The following is a 16,797-nucleotide window of genomic DNA, read 5'->3' as shown; positions in this document are numbered from 1 at the left end:
GGCTGGGGTGCGGGTCCCGGTGGGGCTGCCGCCTCCCAGGTGTAGGCCTCCACCGGTGGCCCTGTCAATACTTTGTACTTACATTCGGACCTGAGTGTGAAATGATGTCTTAACAAAGTATTGACAGCGGGCGCGGGCGGGGGTTTGATCCCGTCCCAACGCAACAGGCCGCGTTTGCCGTGAACGACTCGGACATGCCAAGATCCCGGGCCCTGGATCATCGATGATCCTTTTCTCCCTTTCCCCCGCGAAGCACAGTGAGGTGCCAGGAAAGATGGACCGTTCTTCTCACCCCCGCTCCCGCAGACTCTTCCCCGTTGTCGCGGTGGCTGCGGCGGCTGCCCTGACCCTCGCAGGCTGCTCCAGCAGTTCCGGGGGCAAGAAGTCCGAGGAAGGCGGCGCCAACGCGTCCGCCGGCAAGGCCACCACGCCCCGTATGACGGTCGCTCTGGTGACGCACCAGTCGCCCGGCGACACCTTCTGGGACATCGTCCGCAAGGGCGCCGAGGCCGCCGCCGCCAAGGACAACATCAAGCTCGTGTACTCGGCCGACCCGAACGCGGGCAACCAGTCCAACCTGGTTCAGAACGCGATCGACCAGAAGGTCGACGGCATCGCCGTCACCCTCGCCAAGCCCGACGCGCTCAAGACCGTCATCGGCAAGGCGAAGTCGGCCAACATACCCGTCGTGGGCCTCAACTCCGGTCTGAGCGACTGGAAGAAGCTCGGCCTGATGGAGTTCTTCGGTCAGGACGAGACGGTGGCCGGCGAGGCCTTCGGCAAGAAGCTGAACGACCTCGGCGCCAAGCACACCGTCTGCGTCATCCAGGAGCAGGGCAACATCGGCCTGACCCAGCGCTGCGACGGCGTGAAGAAGACCTTCTCCGGCAAGACCGACGTCCTCTACGTCAACGGCACGGACATGCCGTCGGTGAAGTCGACGATCACCGCCAAGCTCAAGCAGGACTCCTCCATCGACTACGTCGCGACCCTCGGCGCCCCCTTCGCGCTGACCGCGGTCCAGTCGGTCTCGGACGCCGGCAGCAAGGCGAAGATCGCCACCTTCGACCTCAACAAGGACCTGACGACGGCCATCAGCAAGGGCACGATCCAGTTCGCGGTGGACCAGCAGCCGTACCTGCAGGGCTACCTGGCGGTCGACTCGCTGTGGCTGTACAAGAACAACGGCAACTACAGCGGCGGTGGTGAGCAGCCCGTGCTGACCGGCCCGGCCTTCGTCGACAAGACCAACGTCGAGCAGGTCGCCAAGTACGCCGCCAACGGAACCCGGTGATGAGCATGACCCAGCACGCCGAGCCGGCGGTGGAGACACCGCCGGCCCCCGGCCCCAAGGAGACGGACGGGCGCACCGCCGAACGGCCCCTGGCCCTGCGGCTGTTGGCCCGCCCGGAGGTCGGCGTCTTCCTCGGCGCCGCCGCGGTGTACGTGTTCTTCCTGATCGCCGCCCCGCCGGTGCGGGACGGCGGCTCGATGGCGACGGTCCTGTACCAGTCGTCCACCATCGGCATCATGACGCTGCCCGTCGCGCTGTTGATGATCGGCGGCGAGTTCGACCTCTCGGCCGGTGTCGCGGTCATCACCTCCGCGCTGACCGCGAGCATGCTCGCCTACCAGCTGACCGTGAACGTGTGGGTCGGTGTCGTCGCCGCGCTCGTGGTGTCCCTGGCGATCGGCTTCTTCAACGGCTGGATGGTCGTCAAGACCGGCCTGCCCAGCTTCCTGGTCACCCTGGGGACCTTCCTGATCCTCCAGGGCGCCAACCTCGCGGTCACCAAGCTGGTGACCACCAACGTCGCCACCGACGACATCAGCAACATGGACGGTTTCGACCAGGCGCGCAAGGTCTTCGCGTCGTCGTTCGACATCGGCGGCGTCCAGGTGAAGATCACGGTGTTCTACTGGCTGGTCTTCGCCGCCCTGGCGACCTGGGTGCTGCTGCGCACGAAGTACGGCAACTGGATCTTCGCGGTGGGCGGGAACAAGGACTCCGCGCGGGCGGTCGGTGTGCCCGTGACGTTCACGAAGATCTCCCTGTTCATGCTGGTCGGCCTGGGCGCCTGGTTCGTGGGCATGCACCAGCTGTTCACCTTCAACACCGTGCAGTCCGGCGAGGGTGTGGGCATCGAGCTGATCTACATCTCCGCGGCCGTGATCGGCGGCTGTCTGCTGACCGGCGGCTACGGCTCGGCGATCGGCCCGGTCTTCGGCGCGTTCATGTTCGGCATGGTGCAGCAGGGCATCGTCTACGCCGGCTGGAACCCGGACTGGTTCAAGGCCTTCCTGGGCGTGATGCTGCTCGGCGCCGTGTTGATCAATCTGTGGGTCCGCCAGTCGGCGACCAGGAGGTGACCCGATGACGAAGAACGAATCGACCACCCACGGCGCCGTCCTGCCGGACACCCCGGTCCAGGACGAGGACGGCCCGATCGTCGAACTGCGTGGCGCGGGCAAGTCCTACGGCAACATCCGTGCCCTGCACGGCGTGAGCCTGTCGGTGCACCCCGGCCGGGTGACCTGCGTGCTCGGTGACAACGGCGCGGGCAAGTCCACGCTGATCAAAATCATCTCCGGCCTGCACCAGCACACCGAGGGCGACTTCCTCGTCGACGGTCGCCCGGTGCGCTTCTCCACCCCCCGCGAGGCCCTCGACAAGGGTATCGCCACCGTCTACCAGGACCTCGCCGTCGTCCCCCTGATGCCGGTGTGGCGCAACTTCTTCCTCGGCTCCGAGATCACCAAGGGCCCCTGGCCCGTGCGCCGTCTCGACATCGAGACGATGAAGAAGACCGCGGACGCCGAGCTGCGCAACATGGGAATCGTCCTGGACGACCTCGAACAGCCCATCGGCACCCTCTCCGGCGGCCAGCGCCAGTGCGTCGCCATCGCCCGCGCCGTCTACTTCGGCGCCCGCGTCCTCATCCTCGACGAGCCCACCGCCGCCCTCGGCGTCAAACAGTCCGGCGTCGTCCTCAAGTACATCGCCGCCGCACGCGACAAGGGCCTGGGCGTCATCTTCATCACCCACAACCCCCACCACGCCTACATGGTCGGCGACCACTTCAGCGTCCTGCGCCTGGGCACCATGGAACTCAACGCCTCCCGCGACGAGGTCAGCCTCGACGAGCTGACCAACCACATGGCCGGAGGCGCCGAACTCGCCGCCCTCAAGCACGAACTGGCCCAGGTCCGCGGCGTCGACGTCGAGGAACTCCCCGAAGCCGCCGACCTCACCGCCCCCGTCAGCACCCCGGAAGGGGCTTCCTGACATGGCCGGCGCCCTCGACCGGATCCGCGTCGGTTCGGCCCCCGACTCGTGGGGCGTCTGGTTCCCGGACGACCCCCGGCAGGTGCCCTGGGAACGCTTCTTGGACGAGGTCGCCGAGGCCGGCTACTCGTGGATCGAGCTGGGTCCGTACGGCTATCTGCCGACCGACCCGGCCCGGCTCGCCGAGGAGACCGGCAAGCGGGACCTGAAGGTGTCCGCGGGCACGGTCTTCACCGGCCTGCACCGCGGCCCGTCCGTCTGGGAGTCCACCTGGGAGCACGTCAGCCAGGTGGCCGCGCTCACCCAGGCGATGGGCGCCCGGCACCTGGTCGTCATCCCGTCGTTCTGGCGGGACGACAAGACCGCCGAGATCCTGGAGCCGCCGGAGCTGACCGGCGAGCAGTGGGCGTACCTGACCAAGGGCATGGAACGGCTCGGCCACGAGGTCAAGGAGACGTACGGCCTCGACCTGGTGGTGCACCCGCACGCGGACACGCACATCGACACCGAGGACCACGTCGAGCGCTTCCTCGACTCCACCGACACCGAGCTGGTCAACCTCTGCCTGGACACCGGGCACTACGCCTACTGCGGCGGCGACAGCGTCAAGCTGATCGAGACCTACGGCGAGCGGATCGGCTATCTGCACCTCAAGCAGGTCGATCCGGAGATCCTGGCCGGCGTACAGGCCGAGGGCACCCCGTTCGGGCCCGCCGTCGCGCAGGGTGTCATGTGCGAACCGCCGTCCGGGGTGCCGGAGTTGGGTCCCGTCCTGGAGGCCGCGCAACGGCTCGGGGTGGAGCTGTTCGCGATCGTCGAGCAGGACATGTACCCCTGCGAGCCGGACAGGCCGCTGCCCATCGCGGTGCGCACCCGCGCGTTCCTGAGGTCCTGCGGCGCCTGACTCCCTGGAGAGGACGACCATGGCTCAGCCCGCAACGCTGCAAGTCGCCGTCGTCGGCACCGGAAAGATGGGCGCCGACCATGTCCGCCGCATCCAGCAGGTCATCAGCGGCGCCAGAGTCACCGCCGTCGTGGACGTCGACGCCGAACGCGCCAAGGCCGTCGCCGCCCGCGTCGAGGGATGCACCGCCTACACAGACCCGGCGGCCGCGATGGCGGCGGCCGACGTCGACGCCGTCCTCATCGCCTCCCCGGGGCCCGCTCACGAGGCGGCCCTGCTCACGGCGTTCGAGCACGACCTGCCCGTGCTGTGCGAGAAGCCGCTCACCCCGGACGCGGCCTCCGCGCTGCGGGTCATGGAGGCGGAGCTGCGGCTCGGCCGGCGCCGCGTCCAGGTCGGCTTCATGCGGCGCTACGACGCCGAGTACATGAAGCTCAAGTCCCTCCTGGGGACGGGCCAGTTGGGCAGGCCCCTGATGCTGCACAACCGGCACCGCAACGTCGCCTCGCCGCCCGGCTGGCGCAGCGAGATGCTGATCAACGACTCCGTCGTGCACGAGATGGACGTGACCCGCTGGCTGCTCGGCCACGAGATCACGGCCGTGACGGTGCTGCGCCCGGCGCCGTCCGCGAACGCGCCCGACCGGATGCAGGACCCGCAGTTCGTGGTCTTCGAGACCGACGGCGGCGCGATCGTCGACGTCGAGATCTTCGTCAACTGCGGCTTCGGCTACCAGGTCCAGGCCGAGGTGGTGTGCGAACGCGGCACCGCCCGCATCGGCGACGGCCACGCCATGGTCACCAACATGGCCGGCCGCTGGGGCGGCACCATCGCCCAGGACTTCGTGGAACGCTTCGCCGACGCCTACGACCGCGAGGTCCAGGCGTGGGTCGACGCCACCCGACGCGGCGAGGTCACCGGCCCCGGCGTGTGGGACGGCTACGCGGTGGCCGCGGTGTGCGAGGCGGGCGTACGGGCACTGGAGGAGGGCGGCCGGGTGGAGGTCGAGCTGGTGGAACGGCCGGCCCTCTACGACGTCAGCTGAGCGCCCGCGAGAACACCACCCGCGGCTGCCCCGGCCCGTTGTACTCCTCCTCCACGCGCACGTCGAAGCCCAGACCGCGGTGGAAGGCGACCGAACCCTCGTTGCCGACGGTCGTGATCGCCTTCAGCCGCACCGCCCCCTGCCGCCGGGCGGCCTCGGTGAAGGCGCCGTACAGCGCGCGTCCCAGGCCGGCGCCGCGGGCGTCGTCCCGTGTCGCGACCAGGTGCACATAGCCGGTGCCGTCCGGGGTGACGAAGCCGATGAGATAGCCGAGGACGCCGTCGTCGGACCGGGCGACCAGACAGGTCTCGCCGAACTCGTGCACCAGCGGCAGGAGATGGAGCGCCCGCAGGTCGCGCTCCCCCCAGTACCGGGCGTGGTCGGCGAGGACCTGCCGGATGTCCGCGACCCGCGCGGGGACGATCCGGAAATCCACGTCAGCCCCCGACGGTGCTGCGCGGCCGCGGCGCGAAGCCGGCCGCCCGGTAGCACTCGTCGATCAGCGTCATCGTCGCCACCGCGTCGTCCGCGTCCAGCGGCACGGGCGTGCCCTCCCGCACCCGCGCCGCGAACGCCTCCAGCTGGTAGCTGTACGACGACCGGGTGCCGAGGTGCTCCGTCCGCTCACCCTCCGCCGTGCGCACCACCACGCGGTCGTCGAGGTGGGGCAGGACGAAGTTCGGGGCGCTCGCCTCGCCCTCGGTGCCGATGATCCGGCAGCTCATCTCCAGCTCGTCGTACGCCATGTGGCAGCGGGCGGAGCCGGTGGCGCCGCCGGGGAAGGCGAGTTCGGCGTCCAGCCACTCGTCGACCCCGGGCGCACCCGCCCGCTCACCGCCCTGGGCGGACACCAGGCGCGGGGCGCCGCCCGCCCAGGGCGCCAGCATCCGCTGGGCGTGCAGGCTGTAGCAGCCCAGGTCCATCACGGCGCCGCCGGCCAGCGGCAGCGACCAGCGCGGGTCGGTGTCCTCCGGGGCCGGGATCGCCACCAGCGTCTCCACCCGCCGTAGGTCGCCCAGTTCGCCGCTGTCCAGGAGCTCGTGCAGGCGCCGGGTGACCGGGTGGAACAGGTAGTGGAAGCCCTCCATGAAGACCGTGCCGGCCTTCGCCGCCGCCTCCCGGACCTCGGCGGCCTCCTCGGCGTTGCTCGCCGACGGCTTCTCCGTCAGGACGTGCTTGCCCGCGGCGAGGGCGGCGAGGTTCCACGGCCCGTGCAGACCGTTGGCGAGGGGGTTGTAGACCGCCTCGACCTCGGGGTCGGCGAGCAGGTCGGCATAGGAGCCGACGACGCGCTCCACGCCGTGCTCGGCGGCGAAGGCCTCGGCGCGGGACCGGTCGCGGGCGGCCACGGCGACGAGCCGGTGACCGGCGGCGCGGGCCGGGTCGACGAGGGCGCGTTCGGTGATCCGCGCGGCGCCCAGTACTCCGATGCGCAGGGGTTCCCGGACCGGTTCACTCATGACTCTTCCGTTCTCCTTGATCCGTCACTGCGGGTCAGTGTGCCGTCCACCGGGGGGAAAGTGGCGACGTGCCAGGTCCTGCGCGTGGGCGACGGTGCACTCGATCAGCTCGAAGGCGGGCAGGCCGCCGACGTGGTAGGTGCGGTCACGGCCCTGCAGCGCGTCGAGCCGGTCCAGCGCGCCGTCCGCCAGGTCGGCACTGCCGAAGTGCGGCATGAACGCCCACTCGTGCCGCCCGTGCACCCCGGCCAGCCGTCCGCCGAGCCGCTCGACGTCCTCCTTCAGCCGTGCGGCGACGTCGCCGGGGCGGCCGTAGGAGTAGAAGGTCCGGACCTCGCTGCCGGGGTAGCGGTGGTGGTACGAGACGCAGTGGCCGGTCGCCGAGCGGCTCGCGGTGTGGCCGTTCAGGAAGTAGAAGGCGTCCTCCGGAAGGCCCGGAGCGGTGGCCACGGTGGTGTGGTAGGCGTGGGTACGGACCCGTCCGGCGAGGTCCCGCTCGTCGTCGGAGGCGTCCAGCACCGGCACGATCCGGTCCAGCGGGACGGCGAGCACCAGGTCGTCGGCGTCCACCCGACCGGCGTCCGTGCGCACCCGCACCCCGTCCGGACCGCGCCGCACCGACCGCACGCGGACCCCGCACCGCACGTCCTTCAACTCCTCGGCGACCCGCTGCCACAGCCCGCCGAACCCGCCCACCACGGTGAACGCGCCCGCGTGGCCCAGCAGTTCGGGCCGGGGCGACAACAGCCCGGTCATCTCGGCGTACTTGACGAAGTACAGCGCCGGCACGTCGTCGTCGAGATAGCCGTATCCGGCCGCCGTGTACCCGGTGCCGAAGGACTCGGCCATCGACTCCAGGCCGTGTTCGGCGATCCACTCGGAGACGGGTGCGGCCAGAGCGCGCGCCGAGTGGGCGAGCCCCGGTTCGGCGATGCGCGGGAACTCCCGCTCGCGCAGCGCCCGGTAGCGCCCGAAGGCCTCGTCGCGCAGGAACGCCATGGGCTGCCGGCTCGCGGTGCCCGCCTCGACGTCGAGGACGCGGTAGCGGCTGGTGCGTTCCGTCTTCAGGCCCAGCTCGGTCACCAACCGCGCCGTCCGCTCGTAGCGGCTGGTGCAGATGTGGCCGCCCAGGTCGTAGCCGAGCCCGTCGATGTCGACGCTGCGGCACTTGCCGGCGACGGTGTCCCGTTCCTCCAGGACGGTCACCCGGTGCCCGGCACGCTCCAGTTCCCGGGCGACCGCGAGGCCGCTCGGCCCGGCGCCCACGACCACCACACTGCGCGGGCGGGCGGGGAGTTCGTACGGGAGGGATATCGGCTCCTGGCCGGCGTTCATGGTCGTCGCTCCTCGGTAGGCGGGACGTGATCGCATCCCTTGGTCATACGTGGAGAGACGTGATTGTGTTCCGGGCACCTGAGGCCGGTAGGCGCCCGGAACACCGGACCTGGGCCGACGGCGGTCAGCCGGCGCGGACCTCCGCGATCGTCACCGGGCGGTGCTCGTGCAGGGACAGCGTGCAGGCGTCGGCGATCCAGCCGGCCTCCAGGGCGTCCGCGATCGTGCACGGCGAGGGGATCTTCCCCGCCACGACCTCGGTGAACGCTGTGAGCTCGGCGCGGTAGGCCGCGGTGAAGCGGTCCATGAAGAAGTCGTGCGGGATGCCCGCCGGGAAGGTCACGCCCGGCTCGACCGAACGCAGCGGCAGCTTGTCCTCCAGGCCGACGGCGATGGAGTCCGTGAAGCCGTGGATCTCCATGCGGACGTCGTAACCCCGGGCGTTGTGCCGGGAGTTGGAGACCACCGCGATGGTGCCGTCGTCGAGGGTGAGGATCGCGCCGGTGGTGTCCGCGTCACCGGCGTCCTTGATGTAGTCGGCGCCGCGGTTGCCGCCGACCGCGTACACCTCGACCACCTCGCGGCCGGTCACCCAGCGGATGATGTCGAAGTCGTGGACGCTGCAGTCGCGGAAGATGCCGCCCGAGGCGGCGATGTACGCGGCCGGCGGCGGCGCCGGGTCCAGCGTGGTCGACCGCACGGTGTGCAGCTTGCCCAGCTCGCCGCTGCGCACGGCCGCGCGGGCGGCGACGAAACCGGCGTCGAAGCGGCGGTTGTAGCCGATCTGGATCGGCACGTCGCTGCCCTCGACCGCCTTGAGGACCTCCACGCCCTCGGCCATGGTCCGGGCGACGGGCTTCTCGCAGAAGACGGGGATGCCGGCCTCGACACCGGCCAGGATCAGCCCGGGGTGGGCGTCGGTCGCGGCGGCGACGACGATGCCGTCCACCCCGGCGGCCAGCAGGGCCTCCGGCGAGTCCACGACCTCGCCGCCGAACCGGTCGGCGGCGCTCTTGGCGGCGTCCGCGAACGGGTCGGTGAGGACGAGCGAGTCGACCGCGTCGAGCCCGGAGAGGGTCTCGGCGTGGAAGGCGCCGATGCGGCCGAGGCCGAGGATTCCGATGCGCATGGGGGTGCAGCTCCTTGAGGGGTGTTTCCGTTGAGCGGGGGAGAGTTGCCGGTGAGCGGGGGAGAGAGGAGGTCAGTCGAGGCCGCCCAGGACGTTCTGGTCCCAGTCGATCACCGATCCGGTCACCACGCCCGACCGGTCCGACAGCAGGAAGACCACGAAGTCGGCGATCTCGTCCGGCTGGCCCAGCTTGCCCATCGGCAGCCTGGCCGCGGCCTGCTCGCGCCAGTCGTCCCCGGCGTCGTGGAACGCCTTCTGGGTGGCGTCCTCGCCCTCGGTCGCGGTCCAGCCGATGTTCAGGCCGTTGATGCGGACCCGGTCGAAGCGGTGGGCGTGCGCGGCGTTGCGGGTCAGGCCGATCAGGCCGGCCTTGGCGGCGACGTAGGGGGCGAGGAAGGGCTGCCCGCCGTGCGCCGAGGAGGTGATGATGTTGACGACCGTGCCGGGCGCCTTGCGGGCGACCATGTCCGCGACGGCCGCCTGCATCGCGAAGAACGGCGCCTTGAGGTTGATCGCGATGTGCTGGTCGAACAGCTCCGGCGTGGTGTCGAGGAGCGTTCCCCTGGACGTCAGCCCCGCGGAGTTCACCAGGCAGTCGATCCGGCCGTACGCGGCGACCACGTCACCGACGGCCGCCTTGGCCTGCTCGGCGTCCGCCAGGTCGGCGCGGACGAACATCGCCTTGCCGCCGGCCGCCGTCAGCTCGGCCACCAGCGCCTCGCCGGGTTCCGGCCGCCGCCCGGTGACGGCCACGACCGCCCCCTCGCGGACCGCGGCCCGTGCGATGGCGGCACCCACGCCCTGGCTGCCGCCGTTGACGAGGACGACCTTGTCGTCGAGAAGTCCCATGGAGCTTCGATGCCCTTTCAGCTCGCGCGCCGTTCACCGGCCACACGCAGTTGGTCCCGCAGGATCCGCGCGGGCCGGCCCTCACGCAGCGCCTGGCGGACGAGGTCCGCCTGCGAGGGCGGGGCCAGGCCGTCGACCGGCGGGTCGCTGTCGAGGTTGGTGGGGAACGGGTAGCCCTCGGCGCTCGCGGCGATCACGTTCTCCAGCCAGGCCTCGTCGGCGCCCTCCGTGCTGCGGCGCAGCAGCACCGGGTAGACCGCGTTCGTCACCGCCTCCCGGTCCACGGTCTCCATCGCGCGGCCGAAGGCCGAGGACACCTGGAGCAGGTTGGCCGTGCGCCGCACGTCGGTGGTGCGGTTCGTCCCGGCGGCATGGAACAGCGCCGGGTTGAAGAAGACGGCGCTGCCCTTGGTGAGCGGCAGCTGGACGTGGTGCTCCTTGAAGTAGGCCTGGAACTCCGGCCGCCGCCACGCCAGATAGCCCGGCTCGTACGCCTGCGAGAACGGCAGGTACAGCGTCGGTCCCGACTCCACCGGCATGTCGCAGTGCGCCACCGCGCCCTGCAGGGTGAGCACGGGGGACAGCCGGTGCACGTGCGCCGGGTAGGCCGCGGCGGTCTCGTCGGAGAGGAAGCCGAGGTGGTAGTCGCGGTGCGCGGTCTGCGCCAGGCCGCCCGGGTTGACCACGTTGACCTGCGAGGTGACCTGGTAGCCGGGGCCGAGCCAGGCCTCGCAGACCAGGGCGAGGACGGGGTTGGCGTAGTAGTCGGCGAACGCCGCCGGGTCGTAGAGCGCGGCCTTCTCCAGCGCGTTCCACACCCGCTCGTTCGCGCCGGGCTTGGCGAAGTGGTCGCCGGCCTTCGCGCCGGACGCGTCCTGCTCGCGGATCAGCGCCTCGAAAACCTGGGTGAGCCGATCGACGACCGCGGGGTCGGGGAACGCGCCCTGGATCACCACGACGCCGGGACCGTCGGTGAGCGCGCGGACGAACTCCTCCTGGACGTCCCGGCGGTCCTCGGCACCGCGGACGCGCTCGGCGTCGTAGAGGAGGACGTTGCGCTCCACGGAGGAGGCGTGCGGGTAGTCGGCGGGGTCGACGGTCCGCTCGACGAGGGTGCGGAAGGATTCGAGGTCGCAGTCCTGCTCGGACAGCCAGGCACGGCGGTGTACGGCGGTGAAGGACATCTGCGTCCTCTCGGTGACAGGGGCGACTCAGTGCTGCCATTCTTGTCAGTACAAACCCGTCGAACAACCGGCACGCGGCCATCAAAAACCCCTCAAGGAGCCACCGCATGGGGCACCCGTTCCCGATCCGGGAGATCGCACGTCAGGCGGGGCTCAGCGAGGCCACCGTGGACCGGGTGCTCAACGGCAGGGGAGGGGTGCGGGAGAGCACGGCGCGGGAGGTCCAGCAGGCCATTGCCGACCTCGACCGCCAGCGCACCCAGGTCCGGCTGGTCGGGCGGACCTTCATGATCGACATAGTGATGCAGACGCCCGAGCGGTTCTCCACCGCCGTGCGCGCCGCCCTGGAGACGGAGCTGCCGTCCCTGCACCCGGCCGTCGTGCGCTCCCGCTTCCACTTCCGGGAGACCGGGCCGGTGGCGGAGCTGACGGGCATCCTGGACCGCATCGCCCGGCGCGGCTCCCAGGGCGTGATCCTCAAGGCCCCGGACGTCCCGGAGATCACCGCCGCCGTCGGCCGCCTCGCCGAAGCGGGCATCCCCGTCGTCACCCTGGTCACCGACCTGCCCGCCACCGCCCGCCTCGCCTACGTCGGCATCGACAACCGCGCCGCCGGCGCGACCGCCGCGTACCTGATGGGCCAGTGGCTCGGCGACCGCCCCGGCAACGTGCTCACCAGCCTCAGCAGCGGCTTCTTCCGCAACGAGGAAGAGCGCGAGATGGGGTTCCGCAGCGCCATGCGCACCCGGCACCCCGAGCGCACGCTGGTGGAGATCGCCGAGGGCCAGGGTCTGGACGCCACCCAGTACGACCTCGTACGCGCCGCCCTGCAACGCGACCCCGGCATCCGGGCCGTCTACTCCATCGGCGGCGGCAACATCGCCACCCTGCGCGCCTTCGAGGACCTCGGCCGTGAGTGCGCGGTGTTCGTCGCACACGACCTCGACCACGACAACACCCGCCTGCTGCGCGCACACCGGCTCTCCGCCGTCCTCCACCACGACCTGCGCCAGGACATGCGGGAGGCCTGCCACATCGTGATGCGCGCCCACGGCGCCCTGCCGCCCGCGGGGCCCGTGCTGCCGTCCGCGATCCAGGTGGTCACCCCCTACAACATGCCTCCGCAGGCGACGAGTTGAGAGGACCGGGAGTGACCAGGACGGAAGAGGTCGAGATCGAGGGCGTCCGCATGCTCGCCGCCCTGACCCCGGGCGACGGGATCGGACTGCTGGCGCTGCACGGCAGCAACGAAGGCGGTACGGCCGAACTGGCCCGGTCGGTGGCCGAGTCGTGCGGCGCCACCAGCCTGGTCTTCACCCAGCCGGGCCTGCGGGAGCCGGTGCACGTGCGGTCCCCGCGGATGGCGGTCCGACACTGCGCGCTGCTGCGGGAGTTCCTGTCCCGGGTGGAGCTCACGGTCTCCCTGCACGGCCACAACAGGACCGCGACACCCCGCTCGGTCTTCCTCGGCGGCGGCAACCGGCCGGCCGCGCTCCTTGTCGCCGAGGGACTCGACGCGCTGCGGCCGGAGTTCGACCCGGTCACCGACCTCGACGAGATCCCCGTGGCCCTGCGTGGCCTGCATCCCAGGAACCCGGTGAACATGACCCGCCGCGGCGGAGTCCAGGTCGAACTCCCCCTCGCGGCCAGGACCGGCGGGCGGCCATGGGCGCCGGGAGTCCCGGACACCCCGCCACGATCCGTCGTCGACGCCCTGGCCAAGGGTGTGGAGTCCCTCGCCGCTATGCGCGGACGCTGACCCAGGAGCGGCTCTGAGCCGACTCGGTCATCGCCTCCAGCGCGGCGGCGCTGTGCACGGCGTCCGCCAGTGTGGCCCCGTAGGGCTGACCTTCCGCGATCGAGCGCAGGAAGCGGTGGGCCTCGATCACCTTCAGGTCGTCGTAGCCCATGCCGTTGGCCGCGCCCGGCTGGAAGGCGCCGTACTCGCCGGCGCCCGGGCCGACCCAGACCGTGCTGACGGGCTGGTCCTGGAAGGTCGTGCCCCGGCTGACGCCCAGCTCGTTCATGCGCCGGAAGTCCCAGAACACGGCGCCCCTGGTGCCGTGCACCTCGAAGCCGTAGTTGTTCTGCTCGCCGACCGAGACCCGGCAGGCCTCCAGCACTCCGCGGGCGCCGGAGGCGAAGCGCAGCAGACAGTTCACGTAGTCCTCGTTCTCGACCGGGCCCGGCTCGCCGCCGGTGGCACGGGTGTGACCTGCGGTGGCCCCGGTGGGCCGGGCCCGCTCGGAGATGAACACGGCCGTGTCCGCGGTCAGCGACTCGATGTCGCCGAGCAGGAAGCGGGCCAGGTCGGCGCCGTGCGAGGCGAGGTCGCCCAGGACTCCGCTGCCGCCCCGCTCCTTCTCGTACCGCCAGGTCAGGGCGCCCTCGGGGTGGGCGGCGTAGTCGCTGAAGAGGCGGACGCGGACATGCGTGACCGTGCCCAGTTCGCCCGAGGCGATCAGCTCGCGGGCGGCCTCCACCGCGGGCGCGTTGCGGTAGTTGAAGCCGACCGCCCCCTGTACGCCGGCCCGCGCCACCGCGTCGGCGACGGCCCGGGCGTCCGCCACGGTCAGGCCGACCGGCTTCTCGATCCAGATGTGCTTGCCGGCCTCGGCCATGGCCACGCCGATCTCGCGGTGCAGGAAGTTCGGGGCGGTGATGGAGACGGCCCGCACCCGCGGATCCCGGGCGACCTCGCGCCAGTCGCGGGTGGCGGAGTCGAAGCCGAACTGCGCGGCGGCCTCCTCGGCCCGCCCCGGCACGTCCTCGGCGACCGTGACCAGCCGCGGGCGCAGGCCCAGGGTCGGGTAGTGGTGCGGGACGCGGGCGTACGCCTGGGTGTGCACCCGGCCCATCCAGCCGAACCCGACGACGGCGACACCCAGCGAATCCACCATGACAGCCCCTCTTTGGACCGGTCCACAACATGTCCAGGCCACACTGAAGGGGCACTTCCGCCGGTGTCAACCCTCACCCGCCCCTTTGACAAGCCCGAGCGGCTCGTGGAACGGTCCAGAACATGAAACCGCCGACGATCCGCGACGTGGCCGAGCAGGCCGGTGTCTCCAAGTCGCTGGTCTCGCTCGTGCTGCGCGGCTCCGAGCAGGTGCGGCCCGAGAAGCGGGAGGCCGTGCTGCGGGCGGTGCGGGAGCTCGGCTACCGGCCGAACGCCGCCGCGCGCAGCCTCAGCGAGCAGCGCACCCGCACGGTCGGCGTGCTCCTGGACGACCTGCGCAACCCCTGGTTCGTCGAACTCCTCGACGGCCTCAACTCGCTGCTGCACGCGGCCGGTCTGCACATGCTGCTGGCCGACGCCCGCCTCAACCGCCGCACCGGCCAGGACCTCACGGGCCCGTTCCTGGACCTCGGGGTCGACGGGCTGGTGGTCGTCGGCACGCTGCCCGACCTCGCCGCGCTCGGCGCCGTCGCCGAACGCATCCCGGTCGTCGTGGCCGGCGCCCGCGAGGCGGCACCGGCGGGCGTGGACGTCGTCGCGGGCGACGACGAACTCGGCGCGCGGCTGGTCACCGAACACCTCATCGGCCTCGGCCACCGCCGTATCGCGCACATCGCGGGCTACGGCGCCGTCGGCGAACTGCGCAGGCGCAGCTTCGAGGCCGCCATGCGGGAGCACGGTCTCGCGGACCGGGCGCTTGTGGAGCCGAGCGACATGACGGAGGAGAGCGGCTACCGCACCACCGTCCGGCTGCTCAGCCGCCCGGACCGGCCCACCGCCGTGTTCGCCGTGAACGACATCGCGTCGGTCGGCGCGCTCTCGGCGGCCGAGGAACTCGGCCTGCGCGTCCCGCACGACGTGTCGGTCGTGGGCTATGACAACACGAGTATCTCCCGGCTGCGCCACGTTTGGCTGACCACGGTTGACGGCGCGGGCCACGAGGTCGGCCGCCGCGCCGCCCGCTGCCTCCTGGACCGCTTCGAGCGGCCCGGGGGAGCGGGTCGACTCCACCTGGCCGCACCGGCGTTGGAGATCCGCGGCACGACGGCTGCCCCGCTCACAGGGTGATGGCGTAGGCCTTGCGCAGCGTCTCGTGGACCGTCCAGGTCGTCCGGTCGCCCGCGCGCAGCACCGCCATGTCGCCCGGCCCGACCTCCAGCGTCGGACCGCCCTCGACCTCGACGGTGGCCGACCCGCTGACCACGACGAACAGCTCGTCCGACTCGGTGTCGGTGACCACCCCCGGCGTGATCTGCCAGATCCCGCGGATCTGCCGGCCGTCCGCCGACTCCCAGAGGACCTTCCCGGTCACCTCGGGCGTACCGGAGACGATCTGTTCGGGGGCGAGGGGCTCGGGTTCGAGCTCGGCGTCCGGGACGTGCACTGCGAAGCTGTGGGTCATGCGGCGAGACTAGCCAGCGCAGCGGCCGCCGTGGCTGGACAGAGTGTGGGGTATCGGCGCAGGTGGGGGGACACTTCGTCGCGAGTGGGGTGGCGGGCCGGGCTGTGCGGCGTGGTGCCGTGTTCCGTCCTGCCGGATCGCCGGTGGGGGACGCCTCCGCCCGCCACCGTCCGCCCCGGCGCCCGGCTCGCCCGGGCGCCCGTCGGTGGGGGCGGCTGCCCGGGCTCGCCGAGCCCGTTCGCACGGGATCGCCGGCGACCGCCTTTCGGCCCGCCCGCAGTCGACGGGTCGGATATCGGCCCAGGTGGGAGGACACTTCTCGCGGCCGAGGGCGGCCGCCCGGGCCGTGCTGACGTGGTCGCCGATCCCGTCCGCACCGAATCGCCGGTGGGAGGCCACCCGCGCTCGCCGAGCCCGTCCGGGATCGCCGTCGACCGCGGACCGGACCGCCCCCTGCCGACGGCGCCGGCGTCCGCCCCCGCTCGCCACCCTCCGCCCCGGCGCCCGGCCCGCCCGGGCGCCCGTCGGTGGGGCGGTGCGCCGGGTGGTGCCGTTGTGCTTCCGCCGGTGCGATCACCGGGTGCCGGCCTACGCGATCACGGCATACGCGTGCTCGGACTGTCGTAGGGTCCTGTCCCGTGGGTACGGACATCGACGGCGCCATCGAAAGCCGCTCGGCCGACGGGCGTTGGTACATGGAGGCGGATCTGCTGGACTTCCGGCCGCCGCGGGACTACGACGCCTGGGAGTGCCTGTTCGGCGTGCGCGGGACGGGTGACGTCAACCGCCCGCTCTTCGCCGACCGGGGCCTGCCCTATGACGTCAGCGATCCCGTGCGGGAAGCCGGCATCGGCGACTATCAGCACAACCACACCTACGCCACCTGGGCCGAGGTCGCGGCGGTCGACTGGGACGCGCCCCTCGCCGCCGGCCTCGCCTGGAACCGGGCGGTCAGGGCGGCGCCGGAGGGCGAGGAGGTCGTACGGGTGACGCCCGGCCTGCGCGAGGCCGCCGCGCGCACCTTCGGCGGGGACCTGCTGCTCGCGCCGCCCGAGTGGCCACCCGGAGGACAGGTTCGCGTGGACGGGGCGGTGTACCGGCCCGTGTTGCTCACCGCGAGGATGCTCGCCCCGCCGGACGAGGGATGCTGGGCAGAGGTGTGGAGCGCGATGCGGGACCTCGCGAGCCGGGACGGCGACGAGCAGGTACGGCTGGTCGTCTGGTTCGGCTGACCGGCGCACCGG

The 16,797-nt window shown here is 71.8% G+C and carries 17 protein-coding genes; 9 read left to right on the top strand and 8 right to left on the bottom strand.

Annotated features, from left to right (window positions below; genetic code table 11):
- Positions 1 to 274: 274 nt before the first annotated feature.
- Genes ACIGDI_RS15555 through ACIGDI_RS15535 form a run of 5 tightly spaced genes read left to right on the top strand, consistent with a single transcriptional unit; the run spans position 275 to position 5,235 of the window.
- Positions 275 to 1,294 (top strand): sugar ABC transporter substrate-binding protein, encoded by a 1,020-nt coding sequence (locus ACIGDI_RS15555; protein ID WP_362986061.1) that lies wholly within the window; start codon positions 275 to 277, stop codon positions 1,292 to 1,294.
- Positions 1,294 to 2,370: an ABC transporter permease gene (locus ACIGDI_RS15550; RefSeq protein ID WP_200701923.1), complete on the top strand. Its 1,077-nt coding sequence runs from the start codon at positions 1,294 to 1,296 to the stop codon at positions 2,368 to 2,370. The genes ACIGDI_RS15555 and ACIGDI_RS15550 overlap by 1 nt, the downstream gene beginning before the upstream one ends.
- Before the next feature lie 4 nt (positions 2,371 to 2,374).
- Complete coding sequence (locus ACIGDI_RS15545; protein ID WP_399896049.1) at positions 2,375 to 3,286, top strand: ATP-binding cassette domain-containing protein; 912 nt, start codon at positions 2,375 to 2,377, stop codon at positions 3,284 to 3,286.
- 1 nt (position 3,287) lies between these two features.
- Positions 3,288 to 4,190 carry a sugar phosphate isomerase/epimerase family protein gene (locus ACIGDI_RS15540; protein WP_399896046.1) on the top strand — a complete coding sequence of 301 codons (903 nt, stop codon included), beginning with the start codon at positions 3,288 to 3,290 and terminating at the stop codon, positions 4,188 to 4,190.
- 19 nt (positions 4,191 to 4,209) lie between these two features.
- Positions 4,210 to 5,235: a Gfo/Idh/MocA family protein gene (locus tag ACIGDI_RS15535; RefSeq protein WP_399896043.1), complete on the top strand. Its 1,026-nt coding sequence runs from the start codon at positions 4,210 to 4,212 to the stop codon at positions 5,233 to 5,235.
- On the opposite strand, the gene ACIGDI_RS15530 is transcribed toward ACIGDI_RS15535, so the two are convergent.
- The 6 genes from ACIGDI_RS15530 to ACIGDI_RS15505 form a co-directional block, all read right to left on the bottom strand.
- Complete coding sequence (locus ACIGDI_RS15530; RefSeq protein ID WP_399896040.1) at positions 5,228 to 5,671, bottom strand: GNAT family N-acetyltransferase; 444 nt, start codon at positions 5,669 to 5,671, stop codon at positions 5,228 to 5,230. The genes ACIGDI_RS15535 and ACIGDI_RS15530 overlap by 8 nt on opposite strands.
- 1 nt (position 5,672) lies before the next feature.
- Positions 5,673 to 6,695, bottom strand: coding sequence for a Gfo/Idh/MocA family protein (locus ACIGDI_RS15525; RefSeq protein ID WP_399896037.1), 1,023 nt, complete (start codon positions 6,693 to 6,695; stop codon positions 5,673 to 5,675).
- 24 nt (positions 6,696 to 6,719) lie between these two features.
- Positions 6,720 to 8,030, bottom strand: coding sequence for a protoporphyrinogen/coproporphyrinogen oxidase (locus ACIGDI_RS15520; RefSeq protein WP_399896034.1), 1,311 nt, complete (start codon positions 8,028 to 8,030; stop codon positions 6,720 to 6,722).
- A 124-nt stretch (positions 8,031 to 8,154) separates the two neighbouring features.
- Complete coding sequence (locus tag ACIGDI_RS15515; protein WP_399896031.1) at positions 8,155 to 9,159, bottom strand: Gfo/Idh/MocA family oxidoreductase; 1,005 nt, start codon at positions 9,157 to 9,159, stop codon at positions 8,155 to 8,157.
- Between the two features lie 72 nt (positions 9,160 to 9,231).
- Positions 9,232 to 10,008 carry an SDR family oxidoreductase gene (locus tag ACIGDI_RS15510; RefSeq protein WP_200701915.1) on the bottom strand — a complete coding sequence of 259 codons (777 nt, stop codon included), beginning with the start codon at positions 10,006 to 10,008 and terminating at the stop codon, positions 9,232 to 9,234.
- Between the two features lie 17 nt (positions 10,009 to 10,025).
- Positions 10,026 to 11,192, bottom strand: coding sequence for a phytanoyl-CoA dioxygenase family protein (locus ACIGDI_RS15505; protein ID WP_399896028.1), 1,167 nt, complete (start codon positions 11,190 to 11,192; stop codon positions 10,026 to 10,028).
- Between the two features lie 107 nt (positions 11,193 to 11,299).
- Here ACIGDI_RS15505 and ACIGDI_RS15500 point away from each other — a divergent pair, with 107 nt between their 5' ends.
- Entirely contained in the window at positions 11,300 to 12,331 is a 1,032-nt protein-coding gene (locus ACIGDI_RS15500; RefSeq protein WP_399896025.1) for a LacI family DNA-binding transcriptional regulator, read from the top strand.
- A gap of 11 nt (positions 12,332 to 12,342) precedes the next feature.
- Positions 12,343 to 12,951 (top strand): poly-gamma-glutamate hydrolase family protein, encoded by a 609-nt coding sequence (locus ACIGDI_RS15495; RefSeq protein WP_399896022.1) that lies wholly within the window; start codon positions 12,343 to 12,345, stop codon positions 12,949 to 12,951.
- Here ACIGDI_RS15495 and ACIGDI_RS15490 read toward each other — a convergent pair.
- Positions 12,935 to 14,092, bottom strand: coding sequence for a Gfo/Idh/MocA family protein (locus tag ACIGDI_RS15490; RefSeq protein ID WP_399896020.1), 1,158 nt, complete (start codon positions 14,090 to 14,092; stop codon positions 12,935 to 12,937). The two genes, ACIGDI_RS15495 and ACIGDI_RS15490, sit on opposite strands and share 17 nt — an antisense overlap.
- A gap of 122 nt (positions 14,093 to 14,214) precedes the next feature.
- Here ACIGDI_RS15490 and ACIGDI_RS15485 point away from each other — a divergent pair, with 122 nt between their 5' ends.
- Positions 14,215 to 15,219, top strand: coding sequence for a LacI family DNA-binding transcriptional regulator (locus ACIGDI_RS15485; RefSeq protein WP_399896017.1), 1,005 nt, complete (start codon positions 14,215 to 14,217; stop codon positions 15,217 to 15,219).
- Here the strand turns inward: ACIGDI_RS15485 and ACIGDI_RS15480 are convergent.
- Positions 15,209 to 15,553 carry a cupin domain-containing protein gene (locus ACIGDI_RS15480; protein WP_399896014.1) on the bottom strand — a complete coding sequence of 115 codons (345 nt, stop codon included), beginning with the start codon at positions 15,551 to 15,553 and terminating at the stop codon, positions 15,209 to 15,211. The two genes, ACIGDI_RS15485 and ACIGDI_RS15480, sit on opposite strands and share 11 nt — an antisense overlap.
- Positions 15,554 to 16,191: 638 nt before the next feature.
- On the opposite strand from ACIGDI_RS15480, the gene ACIGDI_RS15475 reads away from it, so the two are divergent.
- Positions 16,192 to 16,785: a hypothetical protein gene (locus tag ACIGDI_RS15475; RefSeq protein WP_399896011.1), complete on the top strand. Its 594-nt coding sequence runs from the start codon at positions 16,192 to 16,194 to the stop codon at positions 16,783 to 16,785.
- Positions 16,786 to 16,797 lie beyond the last annotated feature (12 nt).

The organism is Streptomyces sp. NPDC085900 (assembly GCF_044540925.1).
In the GTDB taxonomy this organism is placed as follows: Bacteria; Actinomycetota; Actinomycetes; order Streptomycetales; family Streptomycetaceae; genus Streptomyces; species Streptomyces gilvifuscus.
The sequence above is the reverse complement of the archived record's forward strand: the minus strand, read 5'-3'. Positions and strand labels throughout refer to the sequence as shown.